This window comes from Enterococcus raffinosus, from assembly GCF_019175485.1.
GTDB classification, from domain to species: domain Bacteria; phylum Bacillota; class Bacilli; order Lactobacillales; family Enterococcaceae; genus Enterococcus_A; species Enterococcus_A raffinosus.
This window is the reverse complement of record NZ_CP072888.1, coordinates 2,517,653-2,539,493: the sequence shown is the minus strand read 5'-3', so window position 1 is coordinate 2,539,493 and position 21,841 is coordinate 2,517,653. Positions and strand designations below refer to the sequence as shown.

Below are 21,841 nucleotides of genomic sequence, written 5' to 3'. Positions count from 1 at the left end.
TGAAGAATTTCTTCTGTTAAAGAGTAAATAAAGCTAGCTAACGAATGTGGGGCTGTCAAATAGAAAGAGAACCTATGAAAGATTCTCTACATGAATGTCATTTTATTTTATTGGTACTAGCATTTCGCATCGTCCATCGTTGATTAAACTGTTTTTATACCTTTCTAAAATGGGTCTTGAAAAATCTATCGTATAAGAATCTCGACTTAATAAAGATGGAAAGGTGTTCCAAAAAGCTGAAACAGCGTTGCTAGTATGGTCGATTTGGAAAATTGCGTATTTTCCTGAATCCAATTCTCTTGAGTCCATGTTTGTTATGGCAGTATCCGACTCTACAGCAACATCATAACGACAATGTTCTGCAGAGACTCTATTTGGGTCATCTAATGCAATACCGTAGATAACTGTATTTCCTGAGAAGAGGTCTTTTTCTTTCAAAAGAGCCTTTATAGAGTCCATTAAAGCATAATTTTCGGGTCCATAAGCACCAACCCGACGTTTGTAAAATACTTTTTTTGATGGTAGTGATTCAACTGAATAATTCATATAGGTTCCTCCAAATATATTATTGGAAGATTGGCCAATCATTCCCTACATTCATTCTATAGTCATTTAAAATGTTTTTCATCAAAATTTTTAAAATTGATGAATAAGTCATACATTTAGGAGGGGAGGAGTATTTAAGTAGAAATGCTCTTGTAATTAGGGCAATTAAGAAGGTTTTCAAAGAAGATGATTAGTTTTGTCAGAAAGATTAATGGCGTGCAAAAATGAAGTTAAAGAAAATTTGATCGGTTATTGGGTGGGTATTAAGAGAACCACATAAAAACAAAGTAGCTACAGCTATCTTGTTTTCTGTGGTTCATACACTTATCTTTTTTGTTCATATTTAGCCCAGTAGCCTAAATCAGTGAAAGCAAAGGTTTTACTTTTTATTTTTCTTGAGATTGAAAAAGGTAAAAGAATCAGTCCAACGATAACAAAAGCTACCAAACCAATGCCGGCGAAGAATTGACTGATGGACAAGCCATTTTTAACTAACCAATCAATCCCGTAAACACTCATACTAAATAATACAGTGAAGGCAGTTGCATTTCCTGGAGCATAGATGGTTCGTTTTCCTTTTGTCCGATACTTCTTGTATATAGCAAGCCCATCTTTCGTGTGCATGAATGTTTCGCCAAGACCAAATAGAACCACAACTAAAACAGAGATAGCAGCTAGATCCTTCGCGAAGAATAATAGAAAGATAAAGTAAATTTCTGCACCTAAATTGGTGATCATATTTGTTAATCTATTTTGAGGATAAACCATAGGCGCATCCGAATGCTGTCCGATATTATTCATAAAGTAGAACCCACCAGGGTATGTGTTTTCTTCAAAAACGTGAAGCGGAACCATTATTGTCAGGAGTCCCATCAATCTTTGTGGAAGATCCCAATCATTCCAGTGAAGAAATAGGACGACTCCCATCCCTACGCCCAACATATAGAGAATCTGCAACCAAATACGGTCACACCATTTGGATAATAAACTTTCTTTATTCATTCTTCCCACCTCCAAAATAATTTGTATAAAAATTTCTGTAAGAATCATTATGAAGGATGAGGTGAATAATTAACAGCAACAAATATCGTTATTGTACATTTATACAGAAAGTGATCACTTATTCACATTTAATTGATGTTTGAGCCTCTTATTTTACTTTATCTAAATAATCTTGTGCTTCGTTTTTGTTTGATCAAAATACTTTAGTAAGTACAGATAATATATATGCTACTACAATTGGAGCTATTTCGTAGATTCTTCTATCGAAGTCTAAGAATCCCATCAATAATTAGGCTCATACTAATTAGGATATTGATAGTAAATCCTAGCTTATTGTTAGTATTTAGTCCATTGCCGAAGTTCACGTACTTGGGAACAAAAATTCTCTTATCAGAAGTGAAAAAAACACCATATTCTCGTTTGTTTTTTAGTAAATACGGAATTTTGGCTAGTGGCCAAACTAACAATAGAATACCTAGAATTAATTCAATCATTACAAGCCCTCCTAAATACGTATTTCAGAATTAATTCTATCTCTTTAATTTTGTATAGTAAAGGGAATAATTTTATTCCGCTAATGAAGATATCAAGTAAAAAAAGACTCATAATCATGAGTCTTTACGGGCTTTCTCTTTGTCTTTTAAGTTGTTCGTAATGGCGATTCCTGTGATCATTCCACAGCTGGCTATGGCGATCCACCAAATAGCTATGATAGGTAATAGTTGTCGTGCTTTCATTTTAATCACCCCTAATTTAAGTATGCAAGATCTGATACAGCCGAGCAAGTAAAATTGGTTTAAGAGTAAACGAATGTTTTATTAGCAGCGGAACAAAACTAGCGTACTGAAATTGCGAATATAGTAGATATAAAAGGAGAAAGAAGTGCCTCAAATAGAAATAAAATAAACAAGAATAATCAAGAGGGCATAGATGAGTAGGCCTAGTGGACTTCTAGGATTTATTGTTAAGCCGTAGCCTATAGGTCTAGATACAAATAATTTACTCTGTTCTTTTGGAGTTAGAATCAAAACAAGCAAAGCATTCATAATAAGAATCAAAGACATGATGATCCCAATGTAATTTATGTTTACGTTTGAGAGCACAGTATTTTTTAAAGTGTAGAGAAAGATGAGAATGATCGTAAATACTCCAAGTGAAGCACCTAAGACTTTATTCTTAGTCATTAAAAAATTACTATTTAACTATAAAAGTATCCAAAAATTCATATTAAAACAAGCTTTTAATACGAAAGCCAAATAAAGGAAAGTTCAGTAATCACGCCTATAAAAGAAGAAAGACAACTGATAGTAGGGATAATACAAGAGAAAATCTCCTTTTATTATCTTTCTTGATTAATAGCAAAATAATGATCAATACATGTCTTTATTCCTTCAAAATCTTTAGCCATAAATAATTTTGCAGGGACTTTGATGATTGGAAGGTTGTGTTCATTGTCAAAAGAGAAAAAAGGATTCGGCAGGACTAAATAATCCACCTGGTCTTTATCTCTAAGATAGTTGAAGGAAACATTATAATAGTGAGAGAAATATTCTTTCATATCAGAGTATTCCTCAAAGTTTACAGGTAGGGGCATCCTGCCATACCCTGCGCCCGAATTAACTGTAAAAACGAAACATAGCTTAATCATGAACTATCCTCCTCAATAATCTTAAGCATAAAAAGAGCTTTGGGTTGTCACTCATCTCAACAACCGAAGAAAATACCTGATCTGGGAAGACTTCTACTCAAGCTGGAAGCAAGTAATAATCTGATGACAAACTTCTTCCGGTGAGAGCCTAGTATTGTTGATTTTCAAATGGTGCACAGTTGGGAAAAGAGTCTCTAACTCGTGGTCGCGACTTTCTAATCGATTTCTTTTAGCTGATGTTAGCAGCTCTTTTCTTGAAAATTTAGTGTCTCGTTTGGAGGGCTTCATTTTTAGTCGCTCTTCGTGGACATTTCTCTTTAGTCGTTCTCTCAAGGTTGCAACTAATTCGATAAAGTAGATCTCCTGATTGGCAGCTAAAAAAATGTCAGCGATATCGTGCAAAAATTCAATGTCATAAGCCAGATCAAAATCAATCACCACAGTGAAGATAATCGTTTTAGTTGTATTGTTTTCCGTATTATTGACGAATGCCTTGAAGAGCTCTTTTCGTGTTTTATCAGAAAGCATGAAGGCGGATTTGCTGTAGCCTAGAAAGTTCGCGAAAAGATCCAATGTCTGATGGTTAAACAACAACTTTCCATCGATTCGGTTTTCCAGTTCTTTCCCAACGGTCATCTTGCCGACCGCTTGAGCGCCGAGCAATACGATTAAAGCCATCTTACTCACATCCATTCATTTTCTTACACTAATAAAAAGTCTTGAGCCTGAAAATTATCCTATCTCCAAAAAAAGCGTTTAATGATTTTTGTAATAAAGACCAAACACAAAAAGTACCATGCTAGGAAGCAAATAATCCAACAATCTATCAACAAGTCGTTCCATAGTAACAGTATGGTGAAGGATGAAAAGATCCAGGAATAGCCTAAAAATGAAAATCAACAATAAGACAAACGCAAGGATCAAAAAATACTTATAAAACTCTTTTTTCGTCTTTTTCAAAAGATCACCTCAAAAACCTTCTATTACTAATAGGAAAATACAAGAGAAATTCCTCTTGTATTAACCTTCTTGAATAGTAGCAAAATAATGATCAATACACGTCTTTATTCCCTCAAAATCTTTAGTCATAAATAATTTTGCAGGGACTTTGATAATTGGAAGGTTGTTTTTATTGTCAAAGGGAACAAACGGGTCAGGAATAACTAAATAATCCGCAGAATTGTTGTCGTCAAATTCATTAATCGAAACATCGTAATACTTGGAGAAATAATCTCTCAAATCATTATGGCCTCTAACAGCAGCTCCAGCAAAGATTGATCCGTAATTTATCCCAGTGCTGACAGTTAAGACAAAGCATAGTTTCTTCATGGTGAAACCTCCTAATAAGATATAAGAAATTCTATTTATTGATTAACAAGCTTATTGAGATGAATCCTTTAAGAAAAATGCTTAGCGCTAATTGAAAACTGCCAGTTTGATGCATTTTTGACAGCTTTAGTTGAACGAAACCCATAGAGTGAGTTAAAGCGATAATGCTCACTTTTTGATAGATGCTTGAATAAAGAGGGAAAGATAATTAGAAAGACAAAGGCTGGCAATGAACTAAAAATAAAAGGAAACATGGCTATACTTCTTGTTCTATTTTATCATCCACATTCCAGTTATTCCATATTAGGAGTACCCATGAATGATGGAAATAGTTCGAATCGGGATTTTCATGTGGAGACCATAAATAAGCTTTAGGAGGCATCATCAGATACATTGGTGCAAAAAAACTAGCAAACGGCTAGTCAGATGGTTTATTCTTATTTGCGTCTTGAATGCCATGTTTGACAGCTATTCGAATGACAAAGTATAAAAGTAGCAGCGCAGCTCCGTAGTAAAACAGACTAAATAATATGTCCGTGGGAATCCCTTCTTTTAGATTATTGTACCATAGAATACTGCTACAAATTTCAAGTGAACATTGCACTTGTTGTATCATAATTTATTCGATTCCATCAGTAAACGTATAATATAAAATGCAGGGAGTAATCTTGATTTTTAAGATTGCTCCCTGCTTGACTTACATTCAAAAGAGTCTGAGATTCCTCAATAGTACAGGCGAAAATGAAACTACTCCTCAAAATACTTCTGTGGTAAGGCCGCAATTTCTTCAAACCGATTAAGAAACTGTGCCGCATGATATCCATCACATACTGCATGATGGACCTGTAAGGATACCGGCAGAAAAAGTTTATTTTCACGAGGAATAAATTTTCCAGCGGTAACGATTGGCAAGAGGTAATTTCCGCCATTATTCACATTTAGATTAAAGCCAGTAAACGAAGTCCAAGGAATCATGGATAGGTTAATGACATTCTCAGGTATAGATTTTTGTGGAAATAGTTTTCCCGTATTGCTGAAGGCTGCTAAGTCAGCCAAGTAGCGTTGCTTAAAAGTTCCGAAATCGGGTGAATATTCTGTTGCTAATGTAGAAAATTGATGTGTTTCTTTGTCAAAAATTGTGTACAAGGGGGATAGCTTGTCCCAATACCCAAGCTGTCCCTGGCTATTGAAGCTCATTCTGAAATGGATTTCTTGATTGGCAATCGCAGTCATCAGGTAGATAAATCCTACATAAAAGGAATGCTCTTTCTTTTTTAGATAAACATGAAGTAGTGTGATATCTATTTCTTTTGTTAGGCTAAACGTAGTTTGCTGCGCCAAATAATGATGAAATACCTCAGCTCGATTCCATTTTTCTACATTGATGATGTTAAACATGTGATGAATCCCTCCTAATCATTATATTTAAATTGTTAGGAGGGGAAATCTTGTGCTTTTTTCATATGAAATCAGTCCTTTTTTAAGAGTACAATAAACGTCTGGTCTATTGGATCAGTCTGTTAAAAAGGATACAAAATGATAAACCAACAGCCATAAATGAACAGATCAACTAGTAAAGGCAAGAGAATCTTCTCTTCTGATTTTGATAGAAAAAAAGAATCAATCGCAAAAAACATAAGAAATAGAAAAATAATTATGCCGGCATTAGGACGAAGGAGCGCCAACGCGAGGAAGGTAGTTAGTAAACAAATCATATACGTGATATAAAAAGATTCATATTTTTTTGGTATGATTTTCAAGTTTGCGAACATAGCAATCAGCCTCCCTATAAATAAGTATAGCAACGAAAGGAAGCGCAAACAATCGAATTTCAAGTTTTCTCAAGAATGATAGAGAAACTGCCTGAATAAAGACGTTTTTCGTCAAGTTTTTCTATTTTCTTTATAAAACAAGCTGATTTTTTGAGCTTTCATTTTATCCATGTTACGGTGATCAATGTAGTAAACAGCAGGAAATCTATGATTAACACCGCTGTTTATCGTATTCGACCACTACCATACGTGATAAAATAGGAGGAATTAGACACATGGCAAAATATCAAGATTTACCAGCAGTCGAAACACGTCTCTATGTCAATGGCAAATGGGTGGAAGGCTCAGAAGGAACGAAACCAGTGACCAATCCTGCGACAGGAGAAACACTAGCAAACGTTCATGTCGGGGGCGAAAAAGAAGTCAAGGCAGCGATCAAAGCTGCGAATAAGGCTTTTCCAGAATGGTCGCGAAAATCAGCCTCTGAACGGGCAGAACTAATGAATAAAATGGCGGACTTAGTCGAAGAAGACACAGAACGCTTAGCAACAATTATGACGATGGAACAGGGCAAGCCTCTAACGCAAGCAAAAGGCGAGATTCAAACAAATGTTGAAAATCTGCGCTGGAATGCAGCAGAAGGTCAGCGTCTTTTAGGAGAGATTGTCCCTTCACCAGCAACAAACCAATGGCAGGTACGGAAGCAAGCTGTTGGAGTGGTGGGCGCCATCACGCCTTGGAATTTCCCGTCTAATATGATTATTCGGAAAATTTCTCCAGCGATTGCGGCAGGTTGTACCGTGATTTTGAAGCCATCGAAGGAAACACCGCTTTCTGCGTTAGCTTTGATGGAATTGTTTGATAAGGCGGGCTTTCCTGAAGGTGTAGTGAATATTGTCTTAGGAGATTCTTCAACAATCGGAACGATCTTGTCAGAATCTGACGATGTACAAAAAATCACCTTTACTGGTTCGACAGAAGTTGGTCAAAAATTAAACGAACAAGCAGCACCAACATTGAAAAATGTGTCCATGGAGCTTGGCGGACATGCGCCATACATTATTTTCCCAGATGCGGATATCGAACGAGCAGTGGATACCTTGATTCAAACGAAGTTCATTAATAATGGACAAGTCTGCACGTCGCCAAATCGGATTTTCATTCATAAGGACATTAAGGAAAAAGTAACGGATCGTATCGTGGAAGCAATCAAAGACGTCACAGTTGGAAATGGCTTGGATGATCCAACAACAGGACCGTTGATTAATCAATCGGGTGTCGAAAAAGTGATGGATCAGCTGAAGGACGCGACGGATAAAGGTGCGAAAATTTTAGCCGGCGGTCATAAGTTAGAGGATGGCGAATATGCCAACGGCAATTTCTTTGAACCGACTGTTTTAGACGGTGTGACGAAGGATATGGACATTTTCTATCAAGAAACCTTTGGTCCAGTGATTCCGTTGATCACCTTCGAGGATGAGGAAAAAGTCATTGAAGATGCAAATGATACAGCATTTGGATTGGCGTCTTATTTCTTCTCAACCAATATTCATACGGTGGAAAATGTAAGTAATAAATTGCAATACGGCATGGTAGGTGTCAATGATACCGAGATATCAAATTCTGCCACACCGTTTGGCGGAGTGAAGCATTCAGGCTTTGGCCGTGAAAATGGAACCTATGGCGTAGAAGAGTATGTTGAGGTGAAATTTGTCAATATTCGTACGGCAAAATAGCGGACAGCTGGCTCTACACAACTAAATAGAGAACGAAAACAGGATCACTTTTTTGATCCTGTTTTTTTCTTGTATAGAACAAAGAAAGTCAAGCTTGATCTGTATTTTCGAGTATCTTTTTTTTTGGAAATTTATTTAGATTTTGGATTTTTGTTCAGTGGGGTTTCCTTGTATTCTTTTAGTGAAAGAAGTTTTTTTAGCAGAAGGGAGGTCTCTTTATGGATTTTCGAGAGATTTTAGGAGCGAGTAAAAAACGGCGATTAGAATTATTAGAAATACTGTATTATCATCGAAAAGGCTATTCACAGAATCACTTGTTAAGTGAATTAAATTGCTCTTTACCTGTGTTGAAAAATGATATCAAAATCATCAATAGTAAAAACACATATTTTCAGATTGTAAAAAAAGAGGGATGGTATTCTCTTTCCCTTGATCGATCGGTCAGCTTAAGCAATTTGTATTCAGATATTTTACGTTTTATTCCAGAGTATCAAATCATTGAGGAACTTTTGTATGAAGAATGTAATAATATCACTGCATTATCTGAAAAACTACAGTTAAGTACATCGAACACACAACGCTGTATAAAGAAAATCGAAAAAACGTTGGAAAGTTCGAAGATGAAACTATGTTTTCGACCGTTAAGAATTGAAGGCAGTGAAAGTGAGATACGTCATTTTTATTTTCGGTTTTATATGGAGCGTCAAAGTACTATTGAAAACCTGCTGCCTAAGCTGACAGTACAGCAATATTTGACCATTGAAAAATATGTGGAAGAATTTGCGGTAGCCAATGACATTTGGCGGAAATATGTATTTGAAAAAAGGCTAAATTATAACTTCTATATTAGTTTGTGGCGAATAAAAAATAATCATGCGTATCCAAAGCACGAGTTAAGAAAATTAGGGTTGAAATTACCGCAAAAAGAATCATATAAGCAGTTAGAGAAAGTGGTATGGGAAATTGCTGGGATTCGACTGAGCCCCGATATATTGAGAGATTGTCTATGGCTTAGTTTCTCGGATGCCGTGGTTTTCAGCATCACTCATCGGGAATATGCATTGATCGATAATCCTCGGTATCAGTATTTGTATATGCTGCATTATGATTTAGTAAGAGAATTTGACGAACTGTTAGGCTGTCGCTTATCTAAAAAGGATAAAATCAATTTTACAACAGTTTTATGCAACGATGTCTATCTCTATGATACAGATAGTACCTTTCTTAATTTGCTGTGGGATAATCGTGTATTTTTTTTAAAAGAATCCGTCAGAATCTACAGTAATGGGATAAAAAAGATCCGGCAACTAGTAGAAGCTTTTGTCACAAGAAATGAGATTTATCAAGAAGAGGGATTTGTTCAAAATTATGTGTACCTACTATTGACTACAAAGGTTGAAAGTTTAAAATGGTTAGCAAAACAGGATCATCTGATAAAAATTTTATTGATTTCTGATCTGGCTCCGACGGAAGAAACCTTTCTCGCTCATCAGATTCAAGAGAGCATCTATGGAAATTTCATCATTAATCATTTTGAAAAATTGCCTGGGGGTACCGATCAATTAACTAATGAGATAAAGAAATATGATTGCTTGATTACTACACGGTTAATGACAGGCATTCCAGAAGAGTGTCCAGTTGTGGCGATTGAACCTTTTTTAACCTCGGACAACATTCAGGATATCCAGAAGTTAGTAACCTGTATTGCAGGAAAAAGAAATGAACCTTCTTTCTTATGACGCAAAATGTCAAATATTATTAAAAATTTATATTTATATGACTATTATTACTGATTATTCTCTAGTATACCCATCTCTCTATAGTAAAAAATAAATTTTTGGTTTTTTTCTGGAAGGTAGCTAAAACTCTATTCATTTTTATAACAGTCAAAAACTTTAATAAAGTTCAAATTATAAAATTGAATAACATATATATCTATAGAAACATTTTTTTAATGGGCTTTATACTTAATAAAAAAACGATGTTATTGCAGCTGTTTACAAAGCAGCTGTTTTCTTTTTGCTTTAAAATAATGTTGTAAGAAAAAGTGGAGGGGATGAAAGTGAATAGAAAAATTCAGATTGTGGCATTACTGCTGCTGCTATTATCATGTTTCTCTGGGATTTTCACAGAGGTGGTGAAGGCGAGCGAGCGAGAAGAGGAAATTATACTATATAAGCAAGACCATTTAGTGGTTTCCTATTTGTATCATATAGAAGAAGCCGAAAAGCAAAATATTTGGTACTTGAAGCTCAGTAGAATATCAGAAAAAGAAAACTATCATCAACGTTTTAAACTGAAAGTCATGGACGAAGATCAAAAAGTAATCAAGTATGGAACAATCGAAGGAATGGAGCAACAGGAGGATTGGCTGGTAGAAAAAGAATTTTCCACTTCTAATAAGAAGGAGCTGTCTTTTGAGCTGCCAAAAGAATTGAAGGATATCAGGTTAATCGTACAAATGGATGAAAAGAAATCAAAAGAAGAGGAGGAACAAGATGTCCAAGAGAACATTTTGCCAAATGATTTAGGCTGTCAGCTAAGTATTGAAAAAGAGAAGTCAAAAAAGATGAAGACAAAAGCCTCCAAAATCAACGAAAGGAATCAAGAAAAACAAAAGGAAAACAACAAACTGGCTGGTCCATCTTTAAAATCCAGTAATACACCTGCTTTGAGAGCCGGGGAAGGTGGATTAGCTTATAGCCTGCATAAGTATACGAACAAAGAACCTGAATATTCGGGTTCAACCAATCCTGATGGTATTTATCCGACGCCTTCTTGGAAACCTTTAGGGCAAGAAAATGTTTTGAATCATCAAGGCGGTGTCGAGACGGTTGCTGGTTGGGATGGGAATACTAGCTGGGACACCTCTAACCAAAATTTGAGAAATTCTTATATTCATTATGGGTACAATGCGGATGTAGCCGATAGAGCTAGTCTATCGATCCGTAAGATGGCAATGGCTACCGAAAAAGAAGATGAGTTTAATGTTCGGCTAAATGTTCGAGGACAGACGAATTATGAACCGGGTATTGATATTGTGCTTGTATTAGATAATTCGGCATCATTAAGGTTAGGTCCGAAAGAGATCGCTTTAAATATGGTAAAAAAATTGATTGATCAGCTTGCCCAACTAAAGAATGAGGGAAAAGCGAATATCAGGATTGGCTCTCACACCTTTTCGAGCTACGAAACGTCTAATCAAGTCGCACATTCGACTTTTCAAATCTCTGAGAATCCTGAAGATTGGAAAAAGATATACGGCAGCGAGGGATATGGTAAATGGCCGTGGGGACAAACTCATACGCAACGAGGCCTAGCAGAAGGATACGATTTGTTTGAAAAAGCAAAAGAAACCGATGAAGGAGCCGGAAAAACATACAATCGAAAGAAAATGATGCTAGTTTTTACCGATGGCGCACCTAACCAAAGCTGGACACCTATAACCACTATGTACGATTCTGACATGTTTTATGACAAAGTTCGAATTTTAAGAAATGATGATAAGAATAGCACTGCTAACTATAAAGTCGGAAGTTCATTAGGATCGACAGGTACCAGTGTCAAGTTCTCTAGAGGGATAAATTATGGCGGTTACACGATCAATAGTCATTTAACGACAACCAACTCAACAGCAAAGGATATCAAAGAACAAGGAGTTGAGATTCATACGATTGCCGTTGATATTACGAAAGTTAGTGCAGAGGGACACTCTGAGTCTGAGTTGATTGAAGGGCTGTTTCGAATGGCAAGTAGAAAAGCTAACGCTTCAGGCTCCGTGAGCAATAGAAATAATTACTTCTTCCAATATGGCAGTATCAGTGATTTAGAACAGTATATCAATGAATGGTATAGCGAGATATCCTACAGTATTTACAAAGGAAAGCTTGATGATCCATTAGGAGATATGGTAGATCTGGTTCCGAATTCGGTAAAGATTTCTAGAGCAGCGGGTGATCCATTCACACTTCCTCAAGTAGTCATGAAAGAAAATAATCGTCGGCTTACTGTTGATAATATCAATCTCTATAAAGGCCAGGAAATACAGATTGATTATAAGGTTAAGTTAAGAACCAATGATTCGGCTTTTGAGGAGGGGAAATGGTATCAAACGAACGGTAAAACGACCCTAGAGCCAACACCTGAACAAAGTCCTGACGTATTGGATTTTGCTGTTCCTTCTGTTCGGCTTCCAAGGGAAGAAGAAGTTGATATACCAGTCGAAAAGAAATGGGAAGATACCCGCAACAATGAAGAAGATTTTTGGGGATTACGGCCAGATAAAATTGTTGCGAGTTTACAGAAAAAAATAGGTGCAGAAGAGGTTCTGCAAACAGATGTCACGAAAAATACAAACTGGAAAGCAACCTTAACTACTGTGCTTGAAGAAGGCGAAGAATTCCAAGTTGTCGAAAAAGATCGAGTAAAAGGGTATGCGAAGGCTGTCTCTGCTCCAGCAAACTTTACTAAAGCTAGTCTAGGTTCTAACACGGTCACAATCACCAACAAACTACTGACCACAGATTATACCTTCAAAAAGGTTTCTCATGATGGTAAAACGCCATTTACTGGTACTGACAAGCCCAAATTTAAGGTGACACGGCAGGCAAAAAATGGACTCTCTGAACGGATCGTTTATACAGATATTGAACCAAAAACAGATGGATCAGTCACGATTGAGAAGCTTCCAATTGGCAGCTATACAGTAGAAGAAACAACTGTACCTATAGGGCATAACAAACTGTCCAATTTCACTATTGAGGTTGCAGAAAATAGTGCGGGAACAGCAGTTTTTGCGACTGTTGCTGGACAGGGGAGTCAGCTGGTCGTATCGAACAAGTTGAGAGATTTTACTTTAGAGGTATTCAAGGTTGATTCCGAAGACGACCCGCTGAATGGAGCCAGTTTTAAATTAACCGGACCGAACGGATACGATCGAACGCTTTTCAGCGGATCAACCTTTAATTTTACAGGATTGAAGCCAGGAAACTATGCATTGATTGAAATCACTGTTCCTGACGGGTATACAGGATTAAAGGGAGAATTCAAATTTAGAATAGAAAATGATGGGAGTATCACCTATGAAACAAACAATCCGTTAGTACGTGAGCGTTCATCTTTAGCAAACAATAAAATTGAACTGATTATTGAAAATAAACTCATAATCAGCACCGGTGCATTACCAAGCACAGGGAGTATAGGTGGAGCGCATACTAAAACAGCTTTTGTCTTCATTGGCATAGGAGTTTTATTAAGTTTCGGTTCATTGTATTTTAACTGGAAAAAAACGAATATTTAATGAAAATCATTTAAAAAATAACGTATCTATCTTTTTTTATAAATATAGATACGTTATTTATCTTAAAATATCATTTTGTTTAAAAAGTATTTCTAGTAACTACCTAGTTATTGTTTAAAGTTAAAAAATCAAATGGAACAAAAAAAATTTAACTATTAGTTTCTAAAAAAATTTATTTTAAATTTAAAAAGTGAATTAAATAACTAGAGTTTCGGTAACGGATGTCTTTATGGGAAGGCGAACGAAGGTTTTGATAACGCATTTTTATTTTTTATAGGCAGAAGCAAGGATAGTTTATATCAGTTACCATTATTATACAGTAGACAACGGATAAACCGGAGCAACAATCAGGTATACGTGTTTTGTTGCTTGGCTTTTTCTTTTGCCGTTTATGAAGGTAAGAAGGAGGGGACGCAGGCTATTTTATTTGATCAACTAAAATAAATGTTGGTATTCAATGCGTATGAGGCGAAAGGGGTTTTGTTTCATACGGGTATAGCGCACATAATGTGGCTATTTCATGATCAAAATTGTTAGTGGGGATAAGCATAGGAGTGAATGAAGAGGGTGAGAAGATGGATTTTAGAGAAATTTTAGGGGTGAGCAATCTGCGACATCTGCGGTTGATTGAACTGCTTTACGCATGTCGTACCGGATTATCAAGTGACCAATTATTAGAGGAGTTAGAATGTTCACTATCCGTTTTACTAAAGGATGTAAAACTGATCAATAGTCAACAGGATGCCTTTAGAGTTCAGAAATATAAAGGACTTTATCAGCTGAAGATCAAGTCGCATATCAGTATTAATCGTCTCTATGCGGACACGATCCAGCATTCACCGGAGTTTCAAATCATCGAAGAGCTGCTGTATGAAGAGTGCGAAAATATAATCGATCTATCGAAAAAGCTTTATTTGAGTCCCTCAAAGACTCAGCGAAATTTAAAAAAAATCGAGGGTGTTCTGTCGGAAACCGGTATTACTTTGCAGTATCGTCCGTTGCGTTTAGAGGGTAACGAGAGTGTCATTCGTCATATGTACTATCGCTATTTCATTGAGAAGTCGGATCGGCTTGGTTCTTTGTATCGAGAGTTAAAGGAGTTCCAAATAAAGGCGATCACGGAACTGGTGAATCAATTCATCCAATTGAATAAGTTGGAGGACAACTATATTTCCCGCAAACGCTTGGGGTATAACATGTACATTAGTTTATGGCGGATCAAAAACGGTCATTATTATCCGAAGTCGAAGCTCAACAGTGATTTGATGCTGCCGGAGAAGCAGCTGCTGGATGCCTTTAAGCGAATGGCGATGGAAGTTTTTCGAGTGAAGCTGTCTTCTGATAAGATTAAAGATTGCCTTTGGTTGTCTTATGGCGATGTAGTTGTGGCTAGTAAAAGTCAATTACAAAGCGCGTTAAGGAAAGAAGATGGGTACGCGGATTTCTATTATCGTCATTTAGAATTGGTGGAGGAGTTTGATAGTCTTTTGAATTTCTCTTTGGGGAATGATAAAAAGCAGGACTTGGCGATTGTTTTGATGAATGAGCATCAGATCTATGAACCCGAGGGACAGTATATCGACATTTTGTTCCGTCAACGAAAGATCTTTTTGGAAAAATTATCAGAGACACATGACCAAGCGGTTAAAAAGGTGAAGCGAATCGTTGATCAATTTGTTAATCGTTACCAAATCTATCAAGAAGAAGATTTCGTTTGGAATTATGTCTATCTCTTGATTACTATGGTTCCTCAAAGCCTGTCACTGTTAGCCAGCTGTGATCGACCATTGAAGCTGCTCTTGTTATCAGAGCTTTCTCCAACGGAAGAATTCTTTTTAGGCAGCCAAATTGAGAATCAAATTTATGGAAACTTTGAGGTTCACTATGTAGAGAAAAAGCTAAGCAATGTAAATATCCACCGTTCAGAGTTGGAAAAATATGATGCGCTGATCACTTCAAGCAGCGTGGAAGAAGTACCGGAGGAGTACCCAACTGTTGTGATTGATCCGTTTCTAACGAATCAAGATGTCCATCAGTTGCAACAGCTCGTTAGTAAGTTAGCCGGTTGAAAGGGACCGATTCCAACCCATAAAAGGGGCGGTAAAAATAGCCGCAAATCCCCTAAAGCAGAAGAGCAGTAAGAGACCTTTCGGTTTTCTTACTGCTCTTTGCTCACTTTATAACAAAAAAACGTTAAGGGAATATCTCCCTTAACGTACTTAGCGCTTTATTCTCGTTGATGGTACTGTAGTCCGAAAGGGTTTCTTGAAGCGCTTAGGTAATACGAGTGAGATCAATTCAAAGGGGGTAGCCAAAACGGTCCAAGCAACTTGACGGGCACTTGGGTGGAAGTAATATACCTGCATTAATACAAAGTGAAGCAATAACAATCCTGGTAATAATTCCAGTCCGATTTGCCAATGGGCATTCCACTGAGTGAAATAACGTAGAAGGCTTAATCCCAATGGGTACAAATAGAATAGCGACGTTACGAGATTCACACGCCAGCTTTTCGTCAATAAACGAAGATTAAGTATGAAGAATAGTGCTGAAAGTACCACTCCAATTGGTGGAAACAAGCTGACTAATAGTGAATAGAGCGCACCGAAAAGTAACAATCCTGGTCCTTTGATCAATGCGGCAATGAGGATCAGTAGTCCGATTAGCAATAATTGCTGCTTGATAGTCGCGATACATAAAATGGCAAATAAAGCGAGTGTTGCCCAGTGCCAGAAGCTGCTTAATGGCTCTTTATCAGGATAACGCTGCTTTAAATAGCGTGCAGTATTAGGAAATTCTCGTTGGAAATTAGGCATATAATCACCTCTTTCTAGAATAGTAGAGAGACGACTTGAAATATTCATCAATCCTTAACACCTAGTATAGAGAGAAAAACATTTTAGAACATCAGACTTTTGACGGATTTTCTAAAGAAGATTTTCTGACTAATGAAAATTTCTCTTGACCTGAAATGCGTCCTAGCGATTATGGTAGTCTTATATACATAAAGAAAGCGAAGGAGATGATGAAATGACTATTAAAATGATCGCAGTAGATATGGATGGAACGTTTTTAAATGAGGAGAAAACGTACAATCGTGAAAGATTTAAAATCATTTTTCAGCAGTTAAAGGAAAAGAAAATCAAGTTTGTGGTTGCCAGTGGCAATCAATACGATCAGCTAAAGAGCTTTTTCCCAGAGCTTCACAGAGAAATGTCCTTTGTTTCTGAAAATGGTGCGAATATTATCGTTGAAGGACAAGATTATTACAATGCGTCCTTACCAATTGAAAAGGTTCTGGCTGCCTTAAAAGGAATCAGCGCACTAGGACCATCAGCATTTGTCATATGTGGAAAAAAGAGCGCTTATGTTTCAAAGGAGATGCCAGAAGAGGTTTTCAATAGTGTTCGATTTTATTATCCTAGTATCAAAAAACTTGAGAAGCTAGCGGATATTACGAAAGAAAATGACGAGATCTTTAAGTTCGCCCTGACATTTTCACCCACGGAGGTTGAAGTGAAGCTGTCCTCTTTAACAGAACTATTGAACGGGGAGATGGTTCCTGTCTCGAGTGGACATGGGGATATTGATTTGATTATTCCAGGAGTTCACAAGGCACGTGGCTTAGCTCAGCTAGGCGAGAAATGTGGAATCGCTCCTGCTGAGATCGCGGCTTTTGGTGATAGCGGCAATGATATTGAAATGTTGAAGTATGCAGGAATGAGCTTTGCGATGGCGAATGCACAGGAGAAAGTAAAGCAAGCTGCTCAAACGATTATTGGTTCGAACAATCAAGAAAGTGTTTTAGAACAAATAGAATTATTACTGAAGGCTTAGGTTAACGAGAAAACATTAAGGCAGTAGATGCTTTAATGTTTTTTTGAGCATCTTAGTTTTTCGTGTGTTCGCGATCATTGTGTTAAAATAAGTTGAATTTAGCTGAGCTTGGAGGAGAACCCTTCAGGCGATATAATTAAAAGAAGAATTTTGATGTAGGAGGACTATGAATGATTTTTGATTCTCATACGCATTTGAATGCGGAACAATTTGAAAAAGAAATTCCCGAAACGGTCGAACGAGCGCGTGAACTTGGCGTGACAGAGATGGCGGTCGTTGGTTTTGATACGCCAACCATTGAAAAAAGTTTAGAACTAAACCAACAATACGAGGGGATTTATTCCATCATCGGCTGGCATCCTACAGAGGCTGGCAGCTATACGAAAGTGATCGAAGAAGACCTAATCAAAAAATTAACTTTGCCAAAAGTGGTGGCTTTAGGCGAAATCGGGCTGGATTATCATTGGATGGAAGATCCAAAAGAAGTTCAGGATAGTGTCTTTCGTCGTCAAATCGCGATTGCCAAGGAAATGAACTTACCCATCAGCATCCATACGCGTGAAGCAATGGAAGATACGTATAAGATTTTAAAAGAGGAAGACATTCGTGATATCGGCGGCATTATGCACAGCTTCAGCGGCAGCGGAGAATGGGCGAAGTATTTCTTAGATCTAGGGATGCATGTGTCCTTTTCTGGGGTGGTGACCTTCAAGAAAGCCTTGGATGTTCAAGAAGCCGCAACCATCGTTCCAATGGATAAACTGCTAGTAGAAACAGACGCGCCTTATTTAGCGCCGATGCCGTATCGTGGGAAGCGCAATGAACCGGGCTATACTCGCTATGTCGTCGAAAAAATTGCGGAATTGCGGAATTTACCAATGGAAGAAATCGCGCAGCAAACAACAGAGAATGCGCATCGTCTATTCAGGATCAATGCCCATGACTAAAGAGAAAATTGAAGAAATCATTGTTGTTGAGGGTAAAGACGATACGAAACGGTTGAAAGAGGTTTTTGATGTTGATACGATCGAAACACGAGGATCAGCCATCAACGAATCGATCCTAGAGCAGATCGAACATGCGCAAGAAACACGGGGCGTGATCGTGTTTACTGATCCAGATTTTTCTGGGGAGAAGATTCGCAAGACGATCATGGAGGCGATTCCTGATGCCCAGCATGCTTTTCTATCAAGACGAATGGCGGCACCGCAAAAACGTGGCAGCAGCCTAGGGGTTGAACATGCCAGCGATGAGGCGATCATAGAAGCCCTGCACAAAGTGGTGATGCCAGCCGAAGATGATGAGCCAAAAATAGCTAGACAAACGCTGCTGGATTATGGTTTAATAGCGGGAGCTCAAGCCCGTGAACGGCGCGAACGTTTGGGCGATGAATTGAAAATCGGCTATACGAATGCCAAACAATTAGAAAAACGCTTAACGATGTTTCGCATCAACGAAGCACAATTGCATGAGGCAATGAGGAAAGTAGAGGAAACTTTGTGAACAAAGATATAGCAACACCTTCCCGAACGCGAGAAATCCTGCAAAAACACGGATTCTCCTTTAAGAAGAGTCTCGGTCAGAATTTCTTGACTGAACCAAATATTTTACAAAAAATCGTCGCTACCGCTGAAATCGACAAACAAACGAACGTTATCGAAGTTGGACCGGGAATTGGCGCATTGACAGAACACTTAGCTCGAGCAGCACATCAGGTCTTGGCCTTTGAGATTGACGATCGATTAATCCCTGTCTTAGCGGATACTTTGAGTCCCTATGACAATATCAAAGTTGTTCATAACGACATTTTGAAGGTTGACTTAAAGAAGGAAACAGCCTTTTTCGATCAAGAAGGTCCAATCAAAGTGGTAGCGAATCTGCCTTATTACATCACGACACCGATCATGATGCACATTTTGGAATCGGAACTTGCGGTAGATGAAATGGTTGTGATGATGCAGCGAGAAGTCGCTGACCGCATTTCAGCAAAACCGGGAACAAAAGCCTATGGTTCTTTATCCATTGCGGTGCAATATTATATGGACGCATCCACTGCTTTTATCGTACCGAAGACGGTATTTATTCCGCAGCCCAATGTGGATTCTGCGATTTTGCGACTGGTTCGACGGGAAACACCAGCGGTAGAGGTCACCAATGAGACGGAATTTTTCAAACTAACGAAAGCTGCTTTCATTTTACGACGCAAAACTTTATGGAACAATTTATTAAATAGTTACGGGAAGGACGATGCGACAAAAGCTTGGCTAGAAACTAGCTTGCAGCAGGCCGAGATTGACCCTAAGCGTCGTGGTGAAACCTTATCACTAGAAGAATTTGCGCGTTTATCGAATGCGTTAGAGGCAAACAAATAAAAATAAAAAAGAGCTTCGGCTCTTTTTGTTTTTTCATTAAATCCCAACGAAATTTGTCATTTAAAAGCCAACTCCCCTATAATAGGAAGGAACATAAATTTTTTATTGGAGGACACAATGAAGAAATTCCTAATTGGATTACTGATAATCGCTGTACTAGGGACTGGCGGATATTATGCCTATACGACCTTTTTCAGCAAAGAAGAGACACCCAAACAAGAGACACGGAAAACAACCATAAAAAAAGTCAAGGAACCAGAAAAATCAGGGGAGACGATCAAAGCTAGTGACTATAGTGATTCCGATAATTGGTTAGCGAAGCCAAGCGAAATTACTAGTCAGGCAGATGTGTTCATGTTGTATCCTACTGCTTATGCACAAAAGGATAAGAATTCATCCCCTGTAGCAAAAATTGATGATGCCACCATGCGAGCAGGTGCTCAGGTGTTCTTAGCAACCCAAGGTTCAGCTTTTGATACTAGTGGTAACATCTATGCGCCGTATTATCGTCAATTAGACGCTAACTGGCTGTATTCAAAATCGAAAGCGGAACAGAATGAATACGTGGATGGTGTGCCAAAAGCCGATGTTTATGCGGCCTTTGATTACTATATCAAACATGAAAACAATAACCGTCCCTTTATCCTAGTGGGTCATTCTCAAGGCGCTCGTATGATTAAAGCCATCATGTATGATTACTTCAAAAACAACCCTGGTGTTAGTGATCGGATGATTGCGGCCTATGTATTGGGTCAATCAGTCACGCAGCAGGAAATGAATGACAATCCGCAGGTGAAGTTTGCGACCGGACCAGACGATACGGGTGTAGTTGTTTCTTACAATACAGTTTCTCCAGATTTCACAGGGGAACTGCCAACTTGGGATGAAGGGGCCCTAGCCATCAATCCGATCAACTGGAGAACGGATGGTACTCCTGCGACAGCGGCAGAAAACCTAGGATCCTATGTCCGAAATGACAATGGTGACTACACGAAGGTGATGAACCTTGCTGACGCGACAGTGGATGGAACAAGAGGCTTGGTGGTGTCTTCAACGGTTGACAAAGCTAAGTATGAAATGCCAGAAAGTACACGTAAACTGTACCCAGCAGGCTCATATCTAAACAATGACATTAGCTTCTATTACTACAATCTGCAACAAAATGCGGAGAATCGTGAAGCACAATATTTTGCGACGCATCCTCAGCAAACGACCGATACAGCTCAAACCGATCAACCAGTGACTGATCAAAATCAACAAACCGTACAATAGATTTGCATACTGCCTATCAAAAGCGATAGGCAGTTTTTGATAGGCAAAACGAGCACCTCCTCCTAGTGATAGATCACTAGAGGGGGTGCTTATTTGTCTATGAGATTAATCCAAACTTTTATCCAAGATCGATCGTAGGACCGTTTCTCTTAGTTCAATCGTATTCACATTGTTCTCAATTTCGTAACCTTGAACGAGTAAATCACACAAATAAAGCTGAGAAATTTTACCCGCCAATGAGGCGCCGTCTAAAAATTCTTCGATCGCCGTTTGTAAAACGATATCAGCCAATTGAGCAATGGGTGAGAGCTGATAATTCGTAATAGCGATAATTTTCGCTTGATTTTTTTTAGCAATGCTCAATGAATCATGCGTGTCTTTCGTTCTGCCCGACAATGAAAAGCCGATAACCAGATCCTCTTCTGTTAATAAAGAGGCAATCTGTGATTGAAAGTGGGGATCGACCACCGAATGAGATTGCACCCCGACCCGCAGCAGCATCGCCTCTAAGTCATTTCCGCTATTCCCGCTAGAGCCCACACCAAAAATATAAATTTGTTTGGCTGCAGTGATTAATTGAACGGCTTGCTTGATTTTCTCATTATCTAAGCGTTGGTTTGTTGCTTTTAATGCGGTATTGATCGTCTTGATGCGCTTTGCAAATAGATCAGATTCCTGCGTATCCTCCTGCTGTTTGCTGAAGTCCTCTTTAGCGATGGCGATTTTCAGATCAGAAAAACCGGAAAAGCCGATCTTCTGACAGAAACGAATAATCGTTCCATCGCCAACCTTGGTCGCCTCTCGGATATCACTCATCGTGCTGTGCACAATTTTTTCACCGCTGGACAAAATATAGTCGGCAATTTTTTTTTCTGATTTAGTCAGTGTTGGGTAATTTTCCTGAATCGTATACGTAATGGTCATTGGTTCTCCTTTAATCTTTCCGTTGTCAAAATAAATTATACGTCAAATCAACTTTTTTTTCATTTGCTATTTACATTTTTGAAAGCGCATGCTATATTTTTGGA

At 38.1% G+C, this 21,841-nt stretch carries 20 protein-coding genes; 9 read left to right on the top strand and 11 right to left on the bottom strand.

What is annotated here, in order from left to right:
* Window positions 1–102: 102 nt before the first annotated feature.
* The 9 genes from J9537_RS12390 to J9537_RS12355 all read right to left on the bottom strand — a co-directional run bounded on the left by J9537_RS12390 (window position 103) and on the right by J9537_RS12355 (window position 6,297).
* The gene (locus J9537_RS12390) at window positions 103–546 is read right to left on the bottom strand and encodes a GyrI-like domain-containing protein (RefSeq protein WP_010745438.1); all 444 of its coding nucleotides are present in this window, start codon (window positions 544–546) and stop codon (window positions 103–105) included.
* A 324-nt stretch (window positions 547–870) separates the two neighbouring features.
* Window positions 871–1,548 carry an HXXEE domain-containing protein gene (locus tag J9537_RS12385; RefSeq protein ID WP_010745439.1) on the bottom strand — a complete coding sequence of 226 codons (678 nt, stop codon included), beginning with the start codon at window positions 1,546–1,548 and terminating at the stop codon, window positions 871–873.
* Between the two features lie 260 nt (window positions 1,549–1,808).
* Window positions 1,809–2,042: a hypothetical protein gene (locus tag J9537_RS12380; RefSeq protein ID WP_010745440.1), complete on the bottom strand. Its 234-nt coding sequence runs from the start codon at window positions 2,040–2,042 to the stop codon at window positions 1,809–1,811.
* A 114-nt stretch (window positions 2,043–2,156) separates the two neighbouring features.
* Complete coding sequence (locus J9537_RS20805) at window positions 2,157–2,285, bottom strand: hypothetical protein (RefSeq protein ID WP_255212360.1); 129 nt, start codon at window positions 2,283–2,285, stop codon at window positions 2,157–2,159.
* Window positions 2,286–2,887: 602 nt separating this feature from the next.
* Window positions 2,888–3,196 carry a hypothetical protein gene (locus tag J9537_RS12375; protein ID WP_010745442.1) on the bottom strand — a complete coding sequence of 103 codons (309 nt, stop codon included), beginning with the start codon at window positions 3,194–3,196 and terminating at the stop codon, window positions 2,888–2,890.
* Window positions 3,197–3,289: 93 nt separating this feature from the next.
* Window positions 3,290–3,874, bottom strand: a complete 585-nt coding sequence (locus J9537_RS12370) for a DEAD/DEAH box helicase family protein (RefSeq protein WP_010745443.1) — start codon at window positions 3,872–3,874, stop codon at window positions 3,290–3,292.
* Between the two features lie 342 nt (window positions 3,875–4,216).
* Window positions 4,217–4,525, bottom strand: a complete 309-nt coding sequence (locus tag J9537_RS12365) for a hypothetical protein (protein ID WP_010745444.1) — start codon at window positions 4,523–4,525, stop codon at window positions 4,217–4,219.
* A 747-nt stretch (window positions 4,526–5,272) separates the two neighbouring features.
* The gene (catA, locus tag J9537_RS12360; RefSeq protein ID WP_218256180.1) at window positions 5,273–5,923 is read right to left on the bottom strand and encodes a type A chloramphenicol O-acetyltransferase; all 651 of its coding nucleotides are present in this window, start codon (window positions 5,921–5,923) and stop codon (window positions 5,273–5,275) included.
* Between the two features lie 122 nt (window positions 5,924–6,045).
* Window positions 6,046–6,297, bottom strand: coding sequence for a hypothetical protein (locus J9537_RS12355; protein ID WP_010745446.1), 252 nt, complete (start codon window positions 6,295–6,297; stop codon window positions 6,046–6,048).
* A gap of 275 nt (window positions 6,298–6,572) precedes the next feature.
* On the opposite strand from J9537_RS12355, the gene J9537_RS12350 reads away from it, so the two are divergent.
* The 4 genes from J9537_RS12350 (at window position 6,573) to J9537_RS12335 (ending at window position 15,401) form a co-directional block, all read left to right on the top strand.
* Window positions 6,573–8,033 (top strand): NAD-dependent succinate-semialdehyde dehydrogenase, encoded by a 1,461-nt coding sequence (locus J9537_RS12350; protein ID WP_010745447.1) that lies wholly within the window; start codon window positions 6,573–6,575, stop codon window positions 8,031–8,033.
* Between the two features lie 218 nt (window positions 8,034–8,251).
* Window positions 8,252–9,772: an AcpB/EbpR/MafR family transcriptional regulator gene (locus J9537_RS12345; protein ID WP_010745448.1), complete on the top strand. Its 1,521-nt coding sequence runs from the start codon at window positions 8,252–8,254 to the stop codon at window positions 9,770–9,772.
* 323 nt (window positions 9,773–10,095) lie between these two features.
* Window positions 10,096–13,332 carry a vWA domain-containing protein gene (locus tag J9537_RS12340; protein ID WP_010745449.1) on the top strand — a complete coding sequence of 1,079 codons (3,237 nt, stop codon included), beginning with the start codon at window positions 10,096–10,098 and terminating at the stop codon, window positions 13,330–13,332.
* A gap of 575 nt (window positions 13,333–13,907) precedes the next feature.
* Window positions 13,908–15,401: an AcpB/EbpR/MafR family transcriptional regulator gene (locus J9537_RS12335; protein ID WP_010745450.1), complete on the top strand. Its 1,494-nt coding sequence runs from the start codon at window positions 13,908–13,910 to the stop codon at window positions 15,399–15,401.
* Window positions 15,402–15,551: 150 nt separating this feature from the next.
* Here J9537_RS12335 and J9537_RS12330 read toward each other — a convergent pair whose 3' ends face one another.
* On the bottom strand, window positions 15,552–16,148 hold the full coding sequence (locus tag J9537_RS12330; RefSeq protein WP_010745451.1) for a hypothetical protein: 597 nt from the start codon (window positions 16,146–16,148) through the stop codon (window positions 15,552–15,554).
* A gap of 214 nt (window positions 16,149–16,362) precedes the next feature.
* Between J9537_RS12330 and J9537_RS12325 the strand changes: the two genes are divergently transcribed.
* The 5 genes from J9537_RS12325 (at window position 16,363) to J9537_RS12305 (ending at window position 20,813) form a co-directional block, all read left to right on the top strand.
* Entirely contained in the window at window positions 16,363–17,169 is an 807-nt protein-coding gene (locus J9537_RS12325; protein WP_010745452.1) for a Cof-type HAD-IIB family hydrolase, read from the top strand.
* A 170-nt stretch (window positions 17,170–17,339) separates the two neighbouring features.
* The gene (locus tag J9537_RS12320; RefSeq protein ID WP_010745453.1) at window positions 17,340–18,116 is read left to right on the top strand and encodes a TatD family hydrolase; all 777 of its coding nucleotides are present in this window, start codon (window positions 17,340–17,342) and stop codon (window positions 18,114–18,116) included.
* Window positions 18,109–18,672, top strand: coding sequence for a ribonuclease M5 (rnmV, locus tag J9537_RS12315; protein WP_010745454.1), 564 nt, complete (start codon window positions 18,109–18,111; stop codon window positions 18,670–18,672). The genes J9537_RS12320 and rnmV overlap by 8 nt, the downstream gene beginning before the upstream one ends.
* Window positions 18,669–19,541, top strand: a complete 873-nt coding sequence (gene rsmA / locus J9537_RS12310; protein WP_010745455.1) for a 16S rRNA (adenine(1518)-N(6)/adenine(1519)-N(6))-dimethyltransferase RsmA — start codon at window positions 18,669–18,671, stop codon at window positions 19,539–19,541. The genes rnmV and rsmA overlap by 4 nt, the downstream gene beginning before the upstream one ends.
* Window positions 19,542–19,658: 117 nt before the next feature.
* Complete coding sequence (locus tag J9537_RS12305; RefSeq protein ID WP_010745456.1) at window positions 19,659–20,813, top strand: DUF3089 domain-containing protein; 1,155 nt, start codon at window positions 19,659–19,661, stop codon at window positions 20,811–20,813.
* A 105-nt stretch (window positions 20,814–20,918) separates the two neighbouring features.
* Here J9537_RS12305 and J9537_RS12300 read toward each other — a convergent pair whose 3' ends face one another.
* Window positions 20,919–21,737 (bottom strand): MurR/RpiR family transcriptional regulator, encoded by an 819-nt coding sequence (locus J9537_RS12300; RefSeq protein ID WP_010745457.1) that lies wholly within the window; start codon window positions 21,735–21,737, stop codon window positions 20,919–20,921.
* Window positions 21,738–21,841 lie beyond the last annotated feature (104 nt).